The following is a 17,469-nucleotide window of genomic DNA, read 5'->3' on the forward strand; positions in this document are numbered from 1 at the left end:
TTTTAAATATAAACAAAACAGGATGAAAGAAAAAAGAAAACAATAAGAATTCAAGTTTATAAAAGGATGGATAGGAGGTGACTTTAGCACATATAAAATATAGGCTTTGCCTGTATTTTATATGGTTTATGTAGTGGTAAAAATTGGGCCTTTTCTTAAATATGTAGTTTATTTAAAACGTATAATTGGTTTTAAAGTAAGTAAAATAAATATCTTGATGTTAATACGTAAGCTACGGCTTGTTTTAATAAATCAATGGTAACATCGAGTTATTTTTTTATTGCTTCTTAGCTGATTTTATATCCAGTAGATTTTTTATCTACTGAGTTATTAATTGATAAAATAAGATTCTTTTATTTCTCTGAACTCAGTAAAGTAAAGACAAATGTTAAGGATGTATTTTCATCATACCAGATTAAAGTAAGCAGACTAACCCCTTTTCTATATTTTTAATCAACATGATCTAATATATTTGCTAATAATACAACTATAATATATGTACTATTATTATGTATTTATATGATTAAATTGTTAATAAATAGTAAACATTCAATAAAATATAAAGGATATATAATATTTATATATAATTGGTATATATGGCATAAAAAAGGGGGTATGGGTATGGGAACACCGGAAATTGAACAGGATAGTATTACTTGTTGGGCTTGTTTAGTTTGTGCAACATGCGTTACAAATGGTTTTACATTATTATCTGCGCTTACTGGGTTAAATACTGCAGAATAGCTGATAAGAAAAAAAATAAAGTTATTATTCATTAACAAATATATTTGGACATACAGTAACTAAATACATTTGTTGTTTTGAATAATAACTTTATTTCATGTGATGGTATAGTATAATTTAAATAACTTATAAGGTGGGTAATTAAATTGAGTACATATATATATTGGAATGAAAAACTGGAAATAAGAAAATATATGACTGGGATATTAGTTTTAGTGGTAAAAAGAGATTCTCATGAGGGGATTCCAACTAAAAAAAATATGCAAACTTATACATTGAATGATACTTCGGCAGAAATAATTCAATTAATAGATGGTACAAAAACGTATAATGAAATAATATCTTTCTTATCTTTAAAATATAATGAAAATCGTGAAAGAATCGAAGAAAAAATGAAAAGTTTTATACAAAAAATTTCGAACTTATATGATATAAACATTAGTACACAATCATGTCCTAGAAAAGCACCTGTTAATATTATATCAAAGAAAACTATATATCCGAAGGTAGCATCAATTGAGTTAACAAATAAATGTAATATAAGATGTCTTCATTGTTATGGAAACTTTGGAGAAATAAAAAGTGAAGTTATGAGTTTATCTAAATCAAAAACTTTATTAGATGATTTAAAAAATATGGGGGTTCAACTAATTGAATTAACGGGAGGAGAAATAACAGTACATCCTAATATTAAAGAAATACTATTGCATGCAGTTAATTTAAATTTTGATCAAATTTCATTTTTAACAAATGGAATAGCACTTTCGGATGATATTATCGATATTCTTATTAAGAATAGGTCAAAAATATATGTACAAATTGACTTACATAGCTTGGATGATAATTATTTAAAATGGTTTACTAAAGTACCGAACACTTTAAATTTAATAAAAAGTAACATTATAAAATTATCTGAAAATAATGTAAGAATGCGAATTGCAACAATAATTACAAGAAAAAATATGGATGAAATTGAGGATATTGCAGATTGGGTGCATAATTTAGGCATCAAAAATTATGGAATTAGCCCTGTCATTTCATTAGGAAGAGCAATAAATTCTGACAGCAATTTATTCTTAAACGAAGATGATGCCTATAATGTTAATCAAAAGTTAGAGAAAATAAATAAAAAATATAAAAAATTTTTATCAATTGTAGAGGGTGATCGATCTAGAAATAAAAATTGTGGATGTTTAACACCTCATGTTGTGATAGCATCTACTGGTGACATAAAAATTTGTACAATGGATAACTTGAAATATTTTAATAGCAGTATTGGTAATGTGTTTGAAAAGAATATAAAAGATATTTATGATGATAATGTTGAATACATTAATACATTTTTTAATATGTCAGCTCCTCAATTTGATTCATTAGAATGTAAAGAATGTAAAAATAAATATTTTTGTAGTAATTGTTTACTAAGAGGGTTAGTTAAAGCTAGTGAAATGAATGGCAAATGTTTATGGTATAACAATATACCAAAAATAATTAAAGAAAAGTTATCTTTTTAAATTTGCAAATTAAATAATCTTAAAATTAATTTTAAGATTATTTAAAAATATGGTTAAAGAAAGGATAATATATGAAGGGTTATAAAAATTTATTTTTTGTAGTTACATTTTTAAAAAAATCGAAAGTATGGGTCATTATTGGAGTTGGTGGTATGATTATATCTTCGTTAATAGCTGCCCCAATACCTTATTTAGTAGGATATATAATTGACAAAATTATATTAATGAACAAGAAACCTATTGAATTATTAAAAATGGTTGCATTATTAATGTTAATATATATTGTTAAATATATATTAACATTAATTTATCAATATTACTTTACTAAAGTACAGCAGACTGTTGTTAATGAAATTAGAATATCTATGATAAGTAAAATTATAGATGCTCCATTAAGTTTTATTAATAAAACTGAAAAAGGATATATACTTGGTAGAATTTCAGAATCTCGCAATATAGGTTCATTGTTTTCTCCAACTCTTTTAAGTACTTTCACAGGGGTATTTGATTTGTTTTTTTCTTTGTTTGTTATGATAACTTTAAGTTTTAAACTTACTATTATAGCAATAATTATTATGCCTATTTACTTTATTATATCTAAAAGTTCATCACAAAAAATAACTAAAAGTACAACTAATGTTTATGAAAATTCTGCAATTTTAAATGGAGAAGTTTATGAAACACTTAATGGAATTGAAGATATAAAATTATTAAATGGTAAAGATACTCAAATAAAAAAAATTACAATTAAACTAAGAAATATGGTAAAAAGTATTATGAAACAAAACTTGAATTTTATACGTTTTATACAAAATATAGTTTTAACTAACGAACTTGCCACCGCATTGGTTTTATTATTTTCAGGAATATTAATTTTAAAAAATGAAATAACAATTGGGATATACACTTCATTTTCTATATATATGACTAAAATTTTTGCAACTACTCAATCTTTAGGGAGTTTAGAAATTACATTAAAACCTATATGTGTTGTTATAGAAAGAGTTAAGGAATTTTTTGAATTAGACAGTGAAAATTCTAATGAGTGTAAATTTTTAACAGAATCTATTGAAACAATAACATTTGAAGATGTTTGTTTTAAATATAATGAAAAAAGTGGTTTTGTTATAAATAATTTTAATGATACCATTAAGAATGGAGATAAAGTTTTACTAAGTGGAATAAATGGCGCAGGCAAGACAACATTAATTAAGTTAATAACGGGGCTATATTTACCTACAAACGGAACAATATTAATTAATGGTAAAGATTATTTTACCATTAATAAAAAATGTATTAGAGACAAAATAGGGATTGTTTCACAGAATATATTTTTATTTAAAGGAACAATTTTAGAAAATATTTTATATGGTCAAACTAAAAAAAATAAGAATGATGTAATCAATTTAATAAATGAATATAACTTAATAGAATATATAAATAGGTTTGATAAGGGCTTAAATACTGAAATAATACAGAATGATTTAGGACTTTCTGGTGGACAAACACAAATAGTAGCATTTTTAAGAGCTATAATTAAAAAAAGAGATATTATTATATTAGATGAAGCAACATCTAATTTAGATATTAATACAAGAAAACTTATATTAAAGATACTAAAAGAAAAAAAACTTTGTAATATATTAATTATTATTTCACATCAAGATAGCGAATTAGAATTTATAAATAAAACAATAAATTTAAGTGCTTGAAATATGTTTGAATAGGAGAATAGAAATGAATACTATTTTAGATGTAAAAGAACTAAAAAAAGAGTTTGGAACTTTTGGATTACATAACATTAGCTTTTCATTACAAGAAGGGGATATTACGGGCTTTATTGGTATAAATGGAGCTGGAAAAACTACAACTATAAAATCAATTCTTGGTTTGACATTAAAAGATTCTGGAAGTATTAAATTATTTAACAAAGAAATGGATAAAAACGAACGAGAATTAAAAAATCATATAGGGATTGTATTGGATGAGGGGTATTTTTATGAAAATATGACAATGAAGGAAATGAAAAGTATTATTGCGCCTTCTTATTCAAATTGGGATGAATCAGTTTTTAAAAGCTATATTGAACGTTTTAACTTACAACTCAATCAAAAAATCTATACATTATCTAAAGGTATGCGGATGAAATATTCTATTGCTTTGGCACTTTCTCATCATGCCGACTTGTTGATTATGGATGAGCCTACAAGTGGACTTGACCCATTAATAAGAAGTGAGTTAATGGATATACTTTTAGATTTTATGAAGGAAAATGGTAAAAGTGTATTTTTTTCTACTCATATTACTTCAGACTTGGATAAAATAGCTGATGTACTTATTTTAATTGATAAGGGTAGAATTGTGCTAAGTGAAAAAAAAAATGTATTGTTTGATACACATGGTTTAGTTAAAGGTGATAAGATGATGCTTAATGAATATACAAGAAAGTTATTTTTAATACTACATGAGACTGAATATGGGTTTGAAGGTATTACAAATCAAAAAACTACTGTACAGAAACAAATGAACGGTGTATTAATAGAAAAGCCTACTATTGAACAGATTATGTTATCATACATAGGAGGAAATAAAGATGTTGTTTAATCTTGTAAAAAAAGATTTTATTTTAGTAAAAAAGTATTTGTTATTTTTATTTATTTTTGCAGTTGTTGCACCAATTTTTATAACTACTAATATTAATTCTAGTGGAGGAGGGTTTATAAGTTTTTTTATTACTGTGCTTTTTTTGGAGTACGTTATATTTAATACAGTTTTGAGATTAGAAGATAAATATAAAGGATCCTCTTTACTATGTACAACGCCATATACAAGAGATACATTAGTAAAAGCAAAGTATTTAGTTGTATTGGTTGTTTTTATCTGCACATATATTATATATACAATTACAACTTTTTTTACTCCTATAGGGATGGAAAACATAGACACCTATACTTTTGGGATATCACTTTTAATAATAACTATATGTTTTGGGATTTGGATACCTCTTCAGTACAAATTCGGATTTGAAAAAACGAAGTATATATTAGCTGCTATTATTTTCATATCGCCTTTTTTAATTCCTAATATAGTAAGCTGGCTACAATCTACAAATATTAGTGTTAGTATTATATCTCTTTTTTCTGAAACAATTCAAATTTCACTTATTTATATGCTTACTTTCTTAATGGGATTTAGTTCTATAATTTTATCTGTACATATTTACTCAAAAAAAGATTTATAATAATTTTTATATAATAATAAAATGTTTGCAAAATAAATATTATGGTGGTGTAAAAATGAGTTTAAAATTTATATTAGTTTTTATTTTAGTGGCATTTTTGCTTAATATAGTAATACGTAAATTTAAAAAGCGATAACAATTGAATACATGAATAAAATATAATAATTTTTTTATAAACCTCAAAACATACAATTTAATGTAGTTAATCTATCTATAGGTTATCCTTCTAGGAAGTATTAAATAAATCATAATGATATAAAACACGAAATATTATATTAGTAATGCGTTAGAAATAAAATAGTATATATATAATTGTTTGATATCAAGTATCAAAATCATTTTTGAAATAAAGAAGACAGCCTTTTTTACAGGGCGTCTTCTTTAGATATATCTTAAGACATCCCGAATAATTAAATAACTTTAAGCATTCTCTGACCACTGATAAAGAGATTTTTATTTTTTGACCTTCTTAATTTTATATTCTGTAAATGAATTCACATATTCTTTTATACTCATTTGGTTATAAGCTATATCTTCGTGTAACTGATTTTTTATATACTCTTCAATTACTTTTTTATTCCTTCCTACAGTATCTACATAATATACCTTGCACTAAAATTGACTATTTACATATTTATATTTCAAATTTGAGTGTCTATCTAATAGAACCAATTTTAATTTACATTTATATCATTATACTATATTATTATTTTAAGTAAAAGAATATTGGAGTAAAAGAGTAAAACCAGAAAGGAGTATTTCTTTGAATATTATTGATATTTTCAATCAAAAAGGGGGATGTGGCAAAAGCACTACTGCTATTAATTTAGGGGCTGCTCTTGCTAAGTTAGGTAAAAAAGTTTTGTTGGTAGATATAGATCCTCAAGCTAATACAACAACTGGAGTTGGAATAGATGATGAAAGTCTTGAAACAACTATATATCATTTATTAATTAACCAGGAAGTAACTCAAGAACAAGTTAAAGAAGTGATAATAAAAACAGACTATGAAAATTTATATTGTTTACCTTCGGATATTAATTTAAGTAATGCCGAAATAACACTTAGTAATTATTTAACAAGGGAAGTTATATTAAGAAATATTCTATATCCTTTAAAGAATCAATATGATTATATAATTATTGATTCACCGCCAAGTTTAGGTCTTTTAAGTGTAAATGGTTTATCAGCAGCTGATTATTTATTGATACCAGTGAACCCTGCTTTTTTCTCTATTAAAGGCATAAAGCATTTGTTTAATACTTATAATTTAGTTAGATCTAAGATAAATTTAAATTTGAATATAATGGGTGTTTTGATAACTATGTATGATGTTAGAAAGAATATTTCTAAAAACATAGAAGATATTTTAAAACAAGTTTTTGGAAACAAAATATTCAAAAATAGAATACGAATAGATTCTAAAGTTGAGTATTCACAAGATGCAAGAACTCCATTGATTGAGTTTAATCAAAAATGTCATGCCTATGATGATTATATGAGTTTAGCAAAGGAGGTAATAAACTATGAACGCTAGTAAGAACAATAATAATGCAAGTGCTTCATTAGGTATCCTGGAAGGTATGGATATTGATATATCAAATGATAATAATACAAAAGAGAATATACATAAAAACTCAAATACTAGTATAAGTAATTCTTCTAATACAGAAAAGAGTAAAAGAGTAAAAGAAGATAAGAGTATTTATGTAAATGAGTATAATAATAAAAAAACAAAAGAAGTTAAAAGTAAAATAGTAAATACTGAAAAAAGTAAAATATCCAATACTAAAAAAAAGAAAGCAGTAAATGTATCTACAGAAAAAAGAAGCTTTATGCTTACACAAGAAACGGTAAAGAAACTTGGGTTATTAGATATAGCGATTAAAGATAAAAATCTAAGCCAACTTGTTGATGCTGCAATTGATGTATACTTCACTAAAAATAAAAAGGCTGTAAATGAAATTCTTAAAATGGTTGAAGATACAAAATAATAATTTATAGTTTATAAATAAAATATCACCAATATGTTTCTTAATTAATTAAGAAACATATTGGTGATATCAACTTTTAATTATTCTTATTATAGAATAATTTTTGTTTATATAAAAAATAGAACCAACTATAACTTGTTTAAGGAAAATAAAACAACAAATTATTTATAATTTTATTTATTAGCAGAGTGTGTCCCAAATTAGCATCTCTTTGGGCCAGGTGTACTCCTTCAATTAGGTTGAAGGGTTATTGCACTCTCTCAATAACAGATCCAAAGGACCACCTTAAGATTATTATAGCATTTAGAGAAATCAAGTGGAATCCCCTTGGAAGTTGCCCATTATTATCTTTTGCACCTGTTTAAACCCTTGAATTTAAAAGGTTTGAAGAGGTTTAAAGGATATTTTGCATCATATTAATTATATGTATATGAATTTGCACCACTACTTGAACCATTGGTATTACAGGCTTTGCCTGCAATTTGTACCTGGCGGTTGCACCGCCCTTATCCCGCCATTTACTCTTTGGTGTACTTTTTAATCAATATATCTATTATTTCATCTGTGGTTATTTCTTCATTGATATTTTTTTCTATTAGCTCTTTCATTTCATCACTTGGAATGTACTTCCCATAAATTTGATTCATACCAAGAGCAAATTCCCAGGCTTTTCTCTTTTCTTCTTTTGGATCAATTACGTTAACCAACTCCTTTTTTAATATATCAAGACTGATGCAACCTAATAGTGCAGGATAAGACAGTACCACAAAACACAGGCAAAGCCTGTATAGACTAATTTTAAAGTAGTACCAAATCTCATATTACGGTACTACTTTTGATACTACCTTATATTTTGTTAAATCTTGCTGCCCCTTCAGCTCTAAAGAGTAAAAAAAGTAAAAAGGCTTTATTTATCCTCTTCTGATACGACCTTTATATATTTTTTAAGTGTATTTCTACTTATGATATGCTTTTTCATTAAATCAACTTGCTTTATACTTCTATCATTAAGAAATTCTTTTATATCCTCTCTCAACTCTTCTGACATTTTATCTAGGTTACCTTGTTTTCTACCACTCTTTTTATCAGACGCTTGAATACCTTGTTTAATTCTTTTTACAATTATCTCACGTTCCTTCTGCACTCTGTCCAATTCAACTATCAATAACAATTTAACCATGCTCTCCATTGCAGTTTTTGTTACTAAATCAAGACTATTTGCCGTATTTGTAAGTTGTTTGATGTAATTTGTACTTACAGTTGGATTATCTACAAAAACCAAATTAATGCCTTCCTGCATCAAGTCCATATATTTTTTATATCCTTTCTCTGCCTCTCTTGTAAATCGGCTAATTTCTTTGAATACTATTGTATCCCCTTCATGCAATAACTTCTCTAACTTCTGCCAAGCAGGTCTATCAAACGTACTCCCTGTCATATCATCTCTAAAGGTCAATAGATATTCAATATTATTGCTATCTGCATATGATTGCAAACTCTTCTCTTGCCTATTAAAACTTTGTTTGTCGTTGCTTTCCTTGGTGCTTATCCTCATGTAATTATAATAGTTTCCCATAATCTCACCTCATGTGTTTATTTATTAATTTGCAAACGAATTATTTGCTTTGTGTTAATTTAACTATACTTTATTTGATATTTTTATTATAGCGTTATTTTATCTATATGTCAATTTATTTTGATACTTTTATTAAAAACAGTTTGCTCGATAGTTATTTTGACACTTTCAAGAGGTATCTTTGCCATTATTGGTAACAAAAAGTAACAAAAAGCATCGATATGATATGATAACAAAGATTGAAATTTTCACGTTTTGTGGTATCATAAAACTATAATGTATTATAAAAAAACTACAATGTATTATAAAAAAATCTACACGTTCATGTAATTGGAATAAACATTTGACAAGCCGATTATATTTTATTAGTAACTTGGTTATACTATCACCTACAATGATAATTAAAAATATAATATAAAAAAAAGAGAGCACCTAAGTGCTCCAAAAGGGTATTACCCTATAAAAAGTTGTAATGCTAGCATACCAACCACTGTGCCTAACGCAGTATATAATGCTGGTATTAAAATCTTAAAGTACAGGAATCTGCCAATTCTTTGTACTTTTTTCATATTTTTCTCGTTTTTCTCTTCTAGTTTTTTCATAAACATATCCTCCCTTCTGCAAAAATCTAAACTCAAGAACCTAATTAGATTTAGGTTCTTACACAAGGAAGAAATAAGAAAAACATGTTGTACTTGTCTATATTTTATTATACTGTGTTTGCATATAATTAATCAATAACATATATTTAATTTTTAATCAGCGCGTTAATACACCCTCTAATTACTATCTTATCACAAACCACTTCATCACTTCACTATTTAAAATACTGATTTTAAAAACTTATCAGGAATATATATCGCCATATATCAAATATACCATACAAAATTTTGCCAAATACATTTACTTTTTCTTGTTTATCTTGCTTATATGCTCTTGCATAAATTCTTTATCTGTAAGTTTATATAAAGTTATATCAGTACTTGTAGCAAATAACTCTTCCAAATCATATCCTTCTTTATATTTTTTCAATATAAAATCAACCTCTTTTTGTTCAAAATCATTACTTGTTTTCATATATCTAATAAGATGTTCTTTTCGCTTATTTACAGGTTTATTTTGTTCTAACCATTCTAAAAGTACCATATGGATAAGATCTTCTGGACAATCACAACCTAAATCTTTTGATATTTCCACATATTCTTTAAAAATATCATCTTTTATACAACAATAATTATTACTAGATAGTCCCCAAAAATCATCTCCACTACACACACAACTATAATATCTTTCTTGTGCTATTTGTTCAACTGTAGCTTCAATATCTATAGAATCCATAAATCTCATAATATCTTCTTGAAATTGAAAATAATAAAGTTGGTGTCTTTTATGCTTTTTATATCCAATTCTTTTAATTGCCTTTCTTAATGCATCTGAATCTGCATCAAACCCTAAATCTACATTTATAGAACTAAATTTTTCACCACTATTTAATCTTTCTATTATTTTATTTTTCTGAAGTATATCTATCCATTCATTTAAATCTTTATTAATTTTCAAATTAACCACTCCTTTCAAATTGAATATATCATTATTAATCTTTATTTTACTATCAATTCTATATTAATAAATAATTTGTCCGACAAAACTTTTTGGATTTTTGCTGCTAGTTATTGAGGATTTTATTTCACTATATTTTTTAGTTTTGCATAGGTTGAAAAAATATAGTAATTGAAAGGATAACAGGAGGTTATTCAATAGCTAAAAATAAATCAGGACATACAAAAGACAGGATAAAACAATATACTCATGAATAAATAGTTCATGTGTTAAGTTTATTAAATATAAATGGTGACAAAGACATGTATTATAAAGAAATTTTAGACGTGACTAAAATTATCAAGACTACATTAATTAGAAAAATGAGAAAAAGAAAACTATAAAATCTACAAAAAAAAGATAATTATAAAGCCATAGGATATCCTATGGCTTTATTTATACATCGAGAATAAAGGCAGGTGGTAATCTGCATCTCCTATCGCATAAGCGTGGTGGCGGCTACCTGTTCCGCCCTCAGTTACTCTCTTTAATATTCTATGTGTTTATATCTTTATTATAGCCACATATTAAAAAAAATACAATTATTTTTTAAAAAAATTTATAAATAATATAAAAAAATTTATATTTTTTTATTCATAAGGAACTAAAGCGTTTTTTTTTCTGTATTTTTCCACTTTTTCTGTATCCATAATAAATAATGTTTTTACAAACAACCTATTATTACCAGAAGCTCTAACTGCCACTAAAACGTAGTCATCTTTCTTATTTTTAAATACTTTTATGTATTCTATGCTTTTTTTATTAGGATGCTTAGCTATAAAATCAGGACTATTTATAATTTCACTAATTTTATCACCATAAATTCTATATGATTCTGGATGTTTATTTTTCATATGATCTATATTACTTTTACCACATAATATAGGTTGTCCTTCTAAAAGTGTCAAGTTAAATTCATCTATAATCTTTTTTGATAATTCACCAACTTTTTTATTATCAATCATTTGTAAACAATTCTCCTTTAATTTTCTATATATGTACTAAAATCACAAGAAACTATTCTACTTAATTATAAGATTGAAAAATATGTATTTCAACAAATTTGCATCTTTTTATTATTGTAGTTTCAAAATTTATCTCATTTTCTTTATTGACAATAAATCTTTTTAACAACTCAAAAATCAGTAAATATTATTATTACTTTTGTTTCTTAATTAATTTGCATACATAAGCTTTACTAATACCCACCTCTTCCCCTATTTTACTATAAGACATTCCTTGTTTATGTAGTTCGTAAACTTTCTGTAGTTGCTCCTGGGTTAAGTTGCTCTTTCTACCAGCTCCACGAGCATTATGTATTTTTTCTGTTTTTTTATTAATTAATGACTTATTTACAATTCTCATTTTTTCATTTTCTTCTGTTAATTCTTCACATTTCTTTTCTAAAAAGCTAATTCGTTTATCTAATATTTTCTTTTGTTCTGTGTTTAATTCTATATTCTTGATGAAAGCGTTATGACCTTCTTTATATGCTTTAACTTTTTTATCTAACTGTATTATTTTTTCTTTATCTTTCTCATGTAAACCGGATATAGTTTCGCAACTAATTCTTACACGTTCCAACTCATGAATAACGCCCTCAAACTCTGCTTTTGATACACAATCCTTATTATTCAATATATCTTCTTTTTCTTGCTGCAGCTGCATGATCTGATTCATTTGTGAATTAACTAATTCTTGTAACTGTTCAACTTTCTCTTCCAACATAGCTTTTGTTACTCTGGCCATATAATCACCTCATTTATTATTAATTATATTTTACTATTAACTAATTAATTTGTAAACATTATATAAATAATATCTAAATACCTTTATTGTAATATTTGTAAATTAAGTGTATTATATAAGTAATATAAAAATATCTATTAGGAGGCTTTCTATGAATAGATCTAATTTTGATAATCTTGATACATTAGGGCAAATAAAATATATAAATCAACTGCTCTTAAACGGTGATAGCTTAAGAATTATCAGTACCCAGTTACATATTAGTAAGACAACTATTAGGGATAGATTTAAAAAGATAGGATATTCTTTTGATAGTGCTACAAGACAATATACAAAACAATATGATAAAAATAATATAAAAGTATTGCAAACACATAAAACAGAGGAAAATAAATCACAGAAAAATAATACTTTAATAAATAAAGATAATTCATCAAAAGAGATGCACGATTTCATTAATATGAAGGATGATTTAATTGAATTAATTAACGTAAAAGAGAACATATTGGATATGCTTAAAAATTATGAAAATAATACAATAGCACTTAATTCAACACAAATAGATATTAATATCATTCCTGGCGTATTTAAGAGCAATATCGTCACTAAAAGTATTAAAGTATATAAACCAATTTTTGATGAATTTACGGCTCTTTGTGAGAAGAATAAAGGTATAAAAAAACAAGATATGATTAGTCTTGCTTTATTTGAATTCATTTCAAAATACAAATAATAACCTTTTGAACAATATACTGAACATATAAATTTCCTACAAGAAAAGTTGAGGTGAAAAAATGAGAAAAATTAAAACTGAAAAAAAATTATGTTTAATCTGTATGGAAGAACATGAAGTGGCTACAGTAGAAGTAATTGAAAATCAAATATTCAGAGAAGAAGGAATTTCCTTTAAAGCTATCTACGAGTATTGCTCTAATGCAGATGAATATCTAGAAGATGAAGAGATGATTAAAACAAATAGACTTGCAATGAAAAACGCATACCGTAAAAAGGTAGGATTATTAACATCAAGTGAAATTATTAGTATAAGAGAAAAATATGATGTAAGTCAAAAGGACTTTTCTGAAATTCTTGATTGGGGCAAAGGGACAATTACAAGATATGAGAATCATCAAGTCCAAGATGGTGCGCATGATGATATATTAAGAAAAATTGATAAAGATCCAAAATGGTTTTTAGAAATGTTAAATCGGTCAAAAGACCTTATTACTGATAAAGAATTACTTAACCATTATAACAAATCTTAAGACAAATATAGTATATGATTAAATTAATAATACAAAGAATGAAAGCAGGTATGATTATGGTTATGATACTAACCTTATTTATAGGAATTTCTAGTATACTTATATATCTTTGGATGTGGCGAGTAATGAAAACAAAAATATGTACACAATTAAATGAGAAAGATAATATGAGGATAGCTAAGTATGTAGATTTAATGAAAAATATTCTAATTATGAGTGGAACAATAATTGTTATACTACTTATAATCTCAACAATAATTTTCTTTTGGAATTAATAACTGCAATATATTATGTTGAAAAATCAACAATATTTGTTGATTTTTAGTCAAAAGTTGTTGATTTTTCAACAACTTTTGTTGATTTTTCAACAAAAGTTGTAATATTAATAAAACACTATATAATTATGTTTTTGTATTTTTTAATCTCTCTGCTTTGAGTTGTTCTATTATCCATTTTGCTCTATCATCTATATTATTAATCAATTTAGAAATTTCATATTTCTGTTTAATAAGTTCAATATTGTGGTTAGATTCAACTAGTAATGCTATAGCATTATCTTCCGTTATATCTTCTTTTATCATATCTTGTATGATTTGTATTTCTTTTTTTGTATCACTATCTTTTTCATCTTCATAATGCTCCAAACCTAATAATACCTTTTCTATTTTATCTAAATCGTAACTAGCTTGTTCTCTATCAATAAAAGGGTCTTTCTTACGTTTATTTACTGGAGCTTGATAATTTTCTTTTACTGCTCTTATTAACCATCCTACTAGATTATCTATATTATTCATTGATTTTGAAATATCATATTTTTCTTTTATAAGTTCAATATTATTATTAGCTGCAGATAATAATTTTGTAGCTTCAAGACTAGTTATATTTTCTTTTATAAGAGATTTAACCTTTTTAATTTGTTCGGTATCTTCTTCAATCTCTTTTGTAGCTGCTATTTCTCGTTTAGCTTTATTAGCAATAGTTTTAGCTGAAGATTTTTTATTGTTTTTGTGTATGTAGAATTTTATTGATGTTACTTTTCTTCCTGTTTTTACTTCTTCAAAGTCAAAGCTTATATCTGTTTTTTCTTTCAATTCCTTTTGTGCTTTTAAAATTATTCTATTCTTAAAATTTTGATAGACTAAATATGATCCACTATTAACTTTTAATATTTTTCTAAGTTCATCAACCTCTATAATTGCTATTTTTTTAAATTCATTACTTTTTAAAATTTCGTATATTCTAATTGAATATTTTCCTTTAAGTTCTAATACATTTTTAAGCCTATAACTTGTATAAAATTCTTTTAACCCTAACATATACGGCTTTAATTTTGGACTAAATTCAAGTTCTACTGTTCCAGTACCTTTTCTATAATGTGCTGATGATATCCAAGCAACTTGTATAATATCATCTTCTTTTTCAATTTCAAGAACCTTTTGCATTAATTCTTTTGTTATTTTAGGTATTCGAGAATATTTTCGCTTATCTTCAATTCCTAATAATTTTAAAAAATCAGATATTTTGAATTTATATGCTTTAAATTCCTCATCATTTGGTTGTACCATACTAGCCAATGTTAAAATAATTCTTTGTTCTTCTAAACTTAAATCATAATTTGAAGTTATTAAAGTATTTGCCTTTGTTACTATATAATTATCATTCATAAATTGACCTCCTTATCTATATAATACCATATAAATAATACAATACAAGCTTTCAGTACTGTATTATTTAGGTAGCAAAAAGTATTGTTTAGGTAGCAAAAAGTATTATTAAAATTATATTTAGGTAGCAAAAAGTATTGTTTAGGTAGCAAAAAGTATTATTAAAATTTTTAAAGCTAGTTATATCAAGGGTTTTATAGCTGCCTAAACATATAAACAAAAAGATTGTAAAACATTTAAAACAACAACTGTATTGTTGTTGCAAAAAAAAGAATATCTAAGTTTTTATTTATCTATTTTTCTGAAAAAGAATAAAAAATTTGGTGGTCATTCGTTACATAGTTAAAAAAATTTTTTAACCTTTTTTTATGAAATAACAAAAATTAAAATTTTTTGTACTATAATATATATGTATAAAAATATTTTAATAAAAAAAATGGCTTAGAGCTAAAAAAACAAACAATATAAATAATATAAAAATGGCTTAAAGCTAAAAAATTAAATAGTGCATAGTAGCTGCACATTAAAATAATTAATCCTATTACTTAAATCGCTTGGAACAACTTAGTATCATAATACTCATTTAACTCATGTGAGATATAAGTGATTAATAATTAATTTAGCTACTTGAGCTTTAATAGCTCGTGTTGACTATCGTATTTTATTAAATCATAGTCAATTTTATTTTTTTGGGCCTTTCTGTTAAGAATAGCTCGTCTGGGTGTTTCTAAATAATAAAACAAATTTATAAATTGTTATGTACTGTACGGATTAAGGGGGTGAATGCGCCAGCAGAGGGGGATGTGCCCACTTAATCCGTTCAGGATAACAACTATAGGATAAATAACCACTAACTATGTAATAAATGACCACCAACTATGATAATTAACAATTCAATTATCATAGTTGGAGATTTAATTAATAATACATATAAAAATATCACTAAGTATGTAAGGAATGACCACCAAATTGTGTTAAAAAAAATATAAAAAATTGATGATAATTCAGACTTGGCTATAAGATGAAGTCTATTTTATATACAAAAACTTAAGGAGTGATTAATTTGAGTAAAAGAGAGAGTGTAGTATTTCAAGCTACAAAAGTTTTAAAAATAGCATATGAAAAAGGATACAAAAGGAGTAGACATGCAGATAAAAGAAATGCTCTAAACAATAATTTAAGTCAAGATGAATATACAAAAGATAAAATATATTCACAGAAAACATATAATGCAACTAAAAAGACTTGTGTGGCATTTACAAAATACTGTAGAGCTGAATTTGGAATAAGATATTTAGATGAGATTACACCAGGTATGTTTAAATCTTTTATACGAAAAGGAAATTTTAAAAATGGAAAAGCATATGATGCAAAAACAGCAGCAACTTATGCAAGCCAGGTCGCAAAATTACAAAATGTTTATAGTAAACAAATTAATAAGGAAACAGTATTTGTAGATACAAGCTATAAAGAAGTTATTGCAGAAAATTCAATTCAGAAAAGGGAGCAGATGCCACGTGACATTCACGATAAAATTATAAATAATGCTTATCAAAGTAAATATGAGAATGGATTAGCATTTGATACATCAAGGGCTCTAGGATTAAGAGTAAGAGAAATAACTAATTTAAGAAAAGAAGATTTTAAAATAAATGAAGATGAAAAAATTAAAGAAATTCATATTCATCGGTCTAAAGGTGGACGTAGTAGAAATATAGAAGCTTTAAATTTGACTACAGATCAACGAAAGGTAGTTGAGAAGATTTATAATTACTTTAAAAGTAAAACAAGCTCACATGACCGATTTTTCACGAATAAAGCTGATAGTTACTCAAAGACATTTAGTAGAATTAGAAATAAAATAACAGATAAATATACTCATTGTGGAATTCATAGTATGAGAAAGGAATTTGCAAAAGACTATTATTCAAGAGAGATAGAAAAGGGAAGAAATGAATTAGAAGTTAGAAAAGAACTTACGAAAATTTTAGGTCATAACAGATTAGAAGTTTTAGAAAGTTACTTGAAATAGTTCAAAAATAATTATTTTAAATATAAACAAAACAGGATGAAAGAAAAAAGAAAACAATAAGAATTCAAGTTTATAAAAGGATGGATAGGAG

The 17,469-nt window shown here is 25.4% G+C and carries 18 protein-coding genes and 1 pseudogene; 11 read left to right on the forward strand and 8 right to left on the reverse strand.

Features of this window, described 5'->3' with window-relative positions; genetic code table 11:
- Positions 1–621 precede the first annotated feature (621 nt).
- From ACVHXK_RS17155 to ACVHXK_RS17175, 5 genes are all read left to right on the forward strand, one after another.
- The gene (locus tag ACVHXK_RS17155; RefSeq protein ID WP_461207631.1) at positions 622–744 is read left to right on the forward strand and encodes a subclass IId bacteriocin thuricin17; all 123 of its coding nucleotides are present in this window, start codon (positions 622–624) and stop codon (positions 742–744) included.
- A gap of 146 nt (positions 745–890) precedes the next feature.
- Positions 891–2,258: a radical SAM protein gene (locus tag ACVHXK_RS17160; protein ID WP_461207632.1), complete on the forward strand. Its 1,368-nt coding sequence runs from the start codon at positions 891–893 to the stop codon at positions 2,256–2,258.
- A 71-nt stretch (positions 2,259–2,329) separates the two neighbouring features.
- On the forward strand, positions 2,330–3,970 hold the full coding sequence (locus tag ACVHXK_RS17165; RefSeq protein ID WP_461207633.1) for an ABC transporter ATP-binding protein: 1,641 nt from the start codon (positions 2,330–2,332) through the stop codon (positions 3,968–3,970).
- Between the two features lie 25 nt (positions 3,971–3,995).
- Positions 3,996–4,862 carry an ABC transporter ATP-binding protein gene (locus ACVHXK_RS17170; RefSeq protein ID WP_461207634.1) on the forward strand — a complete coding sequence of 289 codons (867 nt, stop codon included), beginning with the start codon at positions 3,996–3,998 and terminating at the stop codon, positions 4,860–4,862.
- On the forward strand, positions 4,852–5,499 hold the full coding sequence (locus ACVHXK_RS17175) for an ABC-2 transporter permease (RefSeq protein WP_461207635.1): 648 nt from the start codon (positions 4,852–4,854) through the stop codon (positions 5,497–5,499). Before ACVHXK_RS17170 ends, ACVHXK_RS17175 begins: the two co-directional genes overlap by 11 nt.
- A 453-nt stretch (positions 5,500–5,952) precedes the next feature.
- On the opposite strand, the pseudogene ACVHXK_RS17180 reads toward ACVHXK_RS17175, so the two are convergent.
- Positions 5,953–6,186, reverse strand: a pseudogene (locus tag ACVHXK_RS17180) (IS200/IS605 family transposase); the annotation flags it as partial.
- 76 nt (positions 6,187–6,262) lie between these two features.
- On the opposite strand from ACVHXK_RS17180, the gene ACVHXK_RS17185 reads away from it, so the two are divergent.
- Positions 6,263–7,036, forward strand: a complete 774-nt coding sequence (locus ACVHXK_RS17185) for a ParA family protein (RefSeq protein WP_461207636.1) — start codon at positions 6,263–6,265, stop codon at positions 7,034–7,036.
- Positions 7,026–7,493 (forward strand): hypothetical protein, encoded by a 468-nt coding sequence (locus ACVHXK_RS17190; RefSeq protein ID WP_461207637.1) that lies wholly within the window; start codon positions 7,026–7,028, stop codon positions 7,491–7,493. Before ACVHXK_RS17185 ends, ACVHXK_RS17190 begins: the two co-directional genes overlap by 11 nt.
- A 518-nt stretch (positions 7,494–8,011) precedes the next feature.
- On the opposite strand, the gene ACVHXK_RS17195 is transcribed toward ACVHXK_RS17190, so the two are convergent.
- The 6 genes from ACVHXK_RS17195 to ACVHXK_RS17220 all read right to left on the reverse strand — a co-directional run bounded on the left by ACVHXK_RS17195 (position 8,012) and on the right by ACVHXK_RS17220 (position 12,417).
- Entirely contained in the window at positions 8,012–8,200 is a 189-nt protein-coding gene (locus tag ACVHXK_RS17195; protein WP_461207638.1) for an antitoxin VbhA family protein, read from the reverse strand.
- Positions 8,201–8,400: 200 nt separating this feature from the next.
- Entirely contained in the window at positions 8,401–9,069 is a 669-nt protein-coding gene (locus tag ACVHXK_RS17200) for a recombinase family protein (RefSeq protein WP_461207639.1), read from the reverse strand.
- Positions 9,070–9,521: 452 nt separating this feature from the next.
- A complete protein-coding gene (locus ACVHXK_RS17205) occupies positions 9,522–9,671 on the reverse strand; it encodes a hypothetical protein (protein ID WP_461207640.1) in 150 nt (49 codons plus the stop codon).
- A gap of 301 nt (positions 9,672–9,972) precedes the next feature.
- Complete coding sequence (locus ACVHXK_RS17210; protein WP_461207641.1) at positions 9,973–10,629, reverse strand: hypothetical protein; 657 nt, start codon at positions 10,627–10,629, stop codon at positions 9,973–9,975.
- Positions 10,630–11,258: 629 nt separating this feature from the next.
- Entirely contained in the window at positions 11,259–11,633 is a 375-nt protein-coding gene (locus ACVHXK_RS17215; protein WP_461207642.1) for a PBECR3 domain-containing polyvalent protein, read from the reverse strand.
- A gap of 193 nt (positions 11,634–11,826) precedes the next feature.
- Positions 11,827–12,417 (reverse strand): helix-turn-helix domain-containing protein, encoded by a 591-nt coding sequence (locus tag ACVHXK_RS17220; RefSeq protein ID WP_461207643.1) that lies wholly within the window; start codon positions 12,415–12,417, stop codon positions 11,827–11,829.
- Positions 12,418–12,568: 151 nt separating this feature from the next.
- Here ACVHXK_RS17220 and ACVHXK_RS17225 point away from each other — a divergent pair, with 151 nt between their 5' ends.
- The 3 genes from ACVHXK_RS17225 (at position 12,569) to ACVHXK_RS17235 (ending at position 13,957) form a co-directional block, all read left to right on the forward strand.
- Entirely contained in the window at positions 12,569–13,150 is a 582-nt protein-coding gene (locus tag ACVHXK_RS17225) for a DNA-binding protein (RefSeq protein ID WP_461207644.1), read from the forward strand.
- A 61-nt stretch (positions 13,151–13,211) separates the two neighbouring features.
- A complete protein-coding gene (locus ACVHXK_RS17230; RefSeq protein ID WP_461207645.1) occupies positions 13,212–13,682 on the forward strand; it encodes a type II toxin-antitoxin system MqsA family antitoxin in 471 nt (156 codons plus the stop codon).
- A 125-nt stretch (positions 13,683–13,807) separates the two neighbouring features.
- Positions 13,808–13,957 (forward strand): hypothetical protein, encoded by a 150-nt coding sequence (locus ACVHXK_RS17235; protein ID WP_461207646.1) that lies wholly within the window; start codon positions 13,808–13,810, stop codon positions 13,955–13,957.
- Positions 13,958–14,083: 126 nt separating this feature from the next.
- Here ACVHXK_RS17235 and ACVHXK_RS17240 read toward each other — a convergent pair whose 3' ends face one another.
- Entirely contained in the window at positions 14,084–15,346 is a 1,263-nt protein-coding gene (locus tag ACVHXK_RS17240) for a replication initiation protein (RefSeq protein ID WP_461207647.1), read from the reverse strand.
- Positions 15,347–16,409: 1,063 nt separating this feature from the next.
- Between ACVHXK_RS17240 and ACVHXK_RS17245 the strand changes: the two genes are divergently transcribed.
- Positions 16,410–17,378: a hypothetical protein gene (locus ACVHXK_RS17245; protein ID WP_461207648.1), complete on the forward strand. Its 969-nt coding sequence runs from the start codon at positions 16,410–16,412 to the stop codon at positions 17,376–17,378.
- Positions 17,379–17,469 lie beyond the last annotated feature (91 nt).

The organism is Clostridium sp. DL1XJH146 (assembly GCF_054819755.1).

What these genes read in the sequence shown, in the direction of transcription:
- ACVHXK_RS17175 (WP_461207635.1), top strand. Translation starts at nt 4,852, where the DNA reads ATGTTGTTTAATCTTGTAAAAAAAGATTTTATTTTAGTAAAAAAGTAT.
- ACVHXK_RS17225 (WP_461207644.1), top strand. Translation starts at nt 12,569, where the DNA reads ATGAATAGATCTAATTTTGATAATCTTGATACATTAGGGCAAATAAAA.
- ACVHXK_RS17170 (WP_461207634.1), top strand. Translation starts at nt 3,996, where the DNA reads ATGAATACTATTTTAGATGTAAAAGAACTAAAAAAAGAGTTTGGAACT.
- ACVHXK_RS17220 (WP_461207643.1), bottom strand. Translation starts at nt 12,417, where the DNA reads ATGGCCAGAGTAACAAAAGCTATGTTGGAAGAGAAAGTTGAACAGTTA.
- ACVHXK_RS17165 (WP_461207633.1), top strand. Translation starts at nt 2,330, where the DNA reads ATGAAGGGTTATAAAAATTTATTTTTTGTAGTTACATTTTTAAAAAAA.
- ACVHXK_RS17235 (WP_461207646.1), top strand. Translation starts at nt 13,808, where the DNA reads ATGAAAACAAAAATATGTACACAATTAAATGAGAAAGATAATATGAGG.
- ACVHXK_RS17205 (WP_461207640.1), bottom strand. Translation starts at nt 9,671, where the DNA reads ATGAAAAAACTAGAAGAGAAAAACGAGAAAAATATGAAAAAAGTACAA.
- ACVHXK_RS17215 (WP_461207642.1), bottom strand. Translation starts at nt 11,633, where the DNA reads ATGATTGATAATAAAAAAGTTGGTGAATTATCAAAAAAGATTATAGAT.
- ACVHXK_RS17240 (WP_461207647.1), bottom strand. Translation starts at nt 15,346, where the DNA reads ATGAATGATAATTATATAGTAACAAAGGCAAATACTTTAATAACTTCA.
- ACVHXK_RS17230 (WP_461207645.1), top strand. Translation starts at nt 13,212, where the DNA reads ATGAGAAAAATTAAAACTGAAAAAAAATTATGTTTAATCTGTATGGAA.
- ACVHXK_RS17155 (WP_461207631.1), top strand. Translation starts at nt 622, where the DNA reads ATGGGAACACCGGAAATTGAACAGGATAGTATTACTTGTTGGGCTTGT.
- ACVHXK_RS17190 (WP_461207637.1), top strand. Translation starts at nt 7,026, where the DNA reads ATGAACGCTAGTAAGAACAATAATAATGCAAGTGCTTCATTAGGTATC.
- ACVHXK_RS17200 (WP_461207639.1), bottom strand. Translation starts at nt 9,069, where the DNA reads ATGGGAAACTATTATAATTACATGAGGATAAGCACCAAGGAAAGCAAC.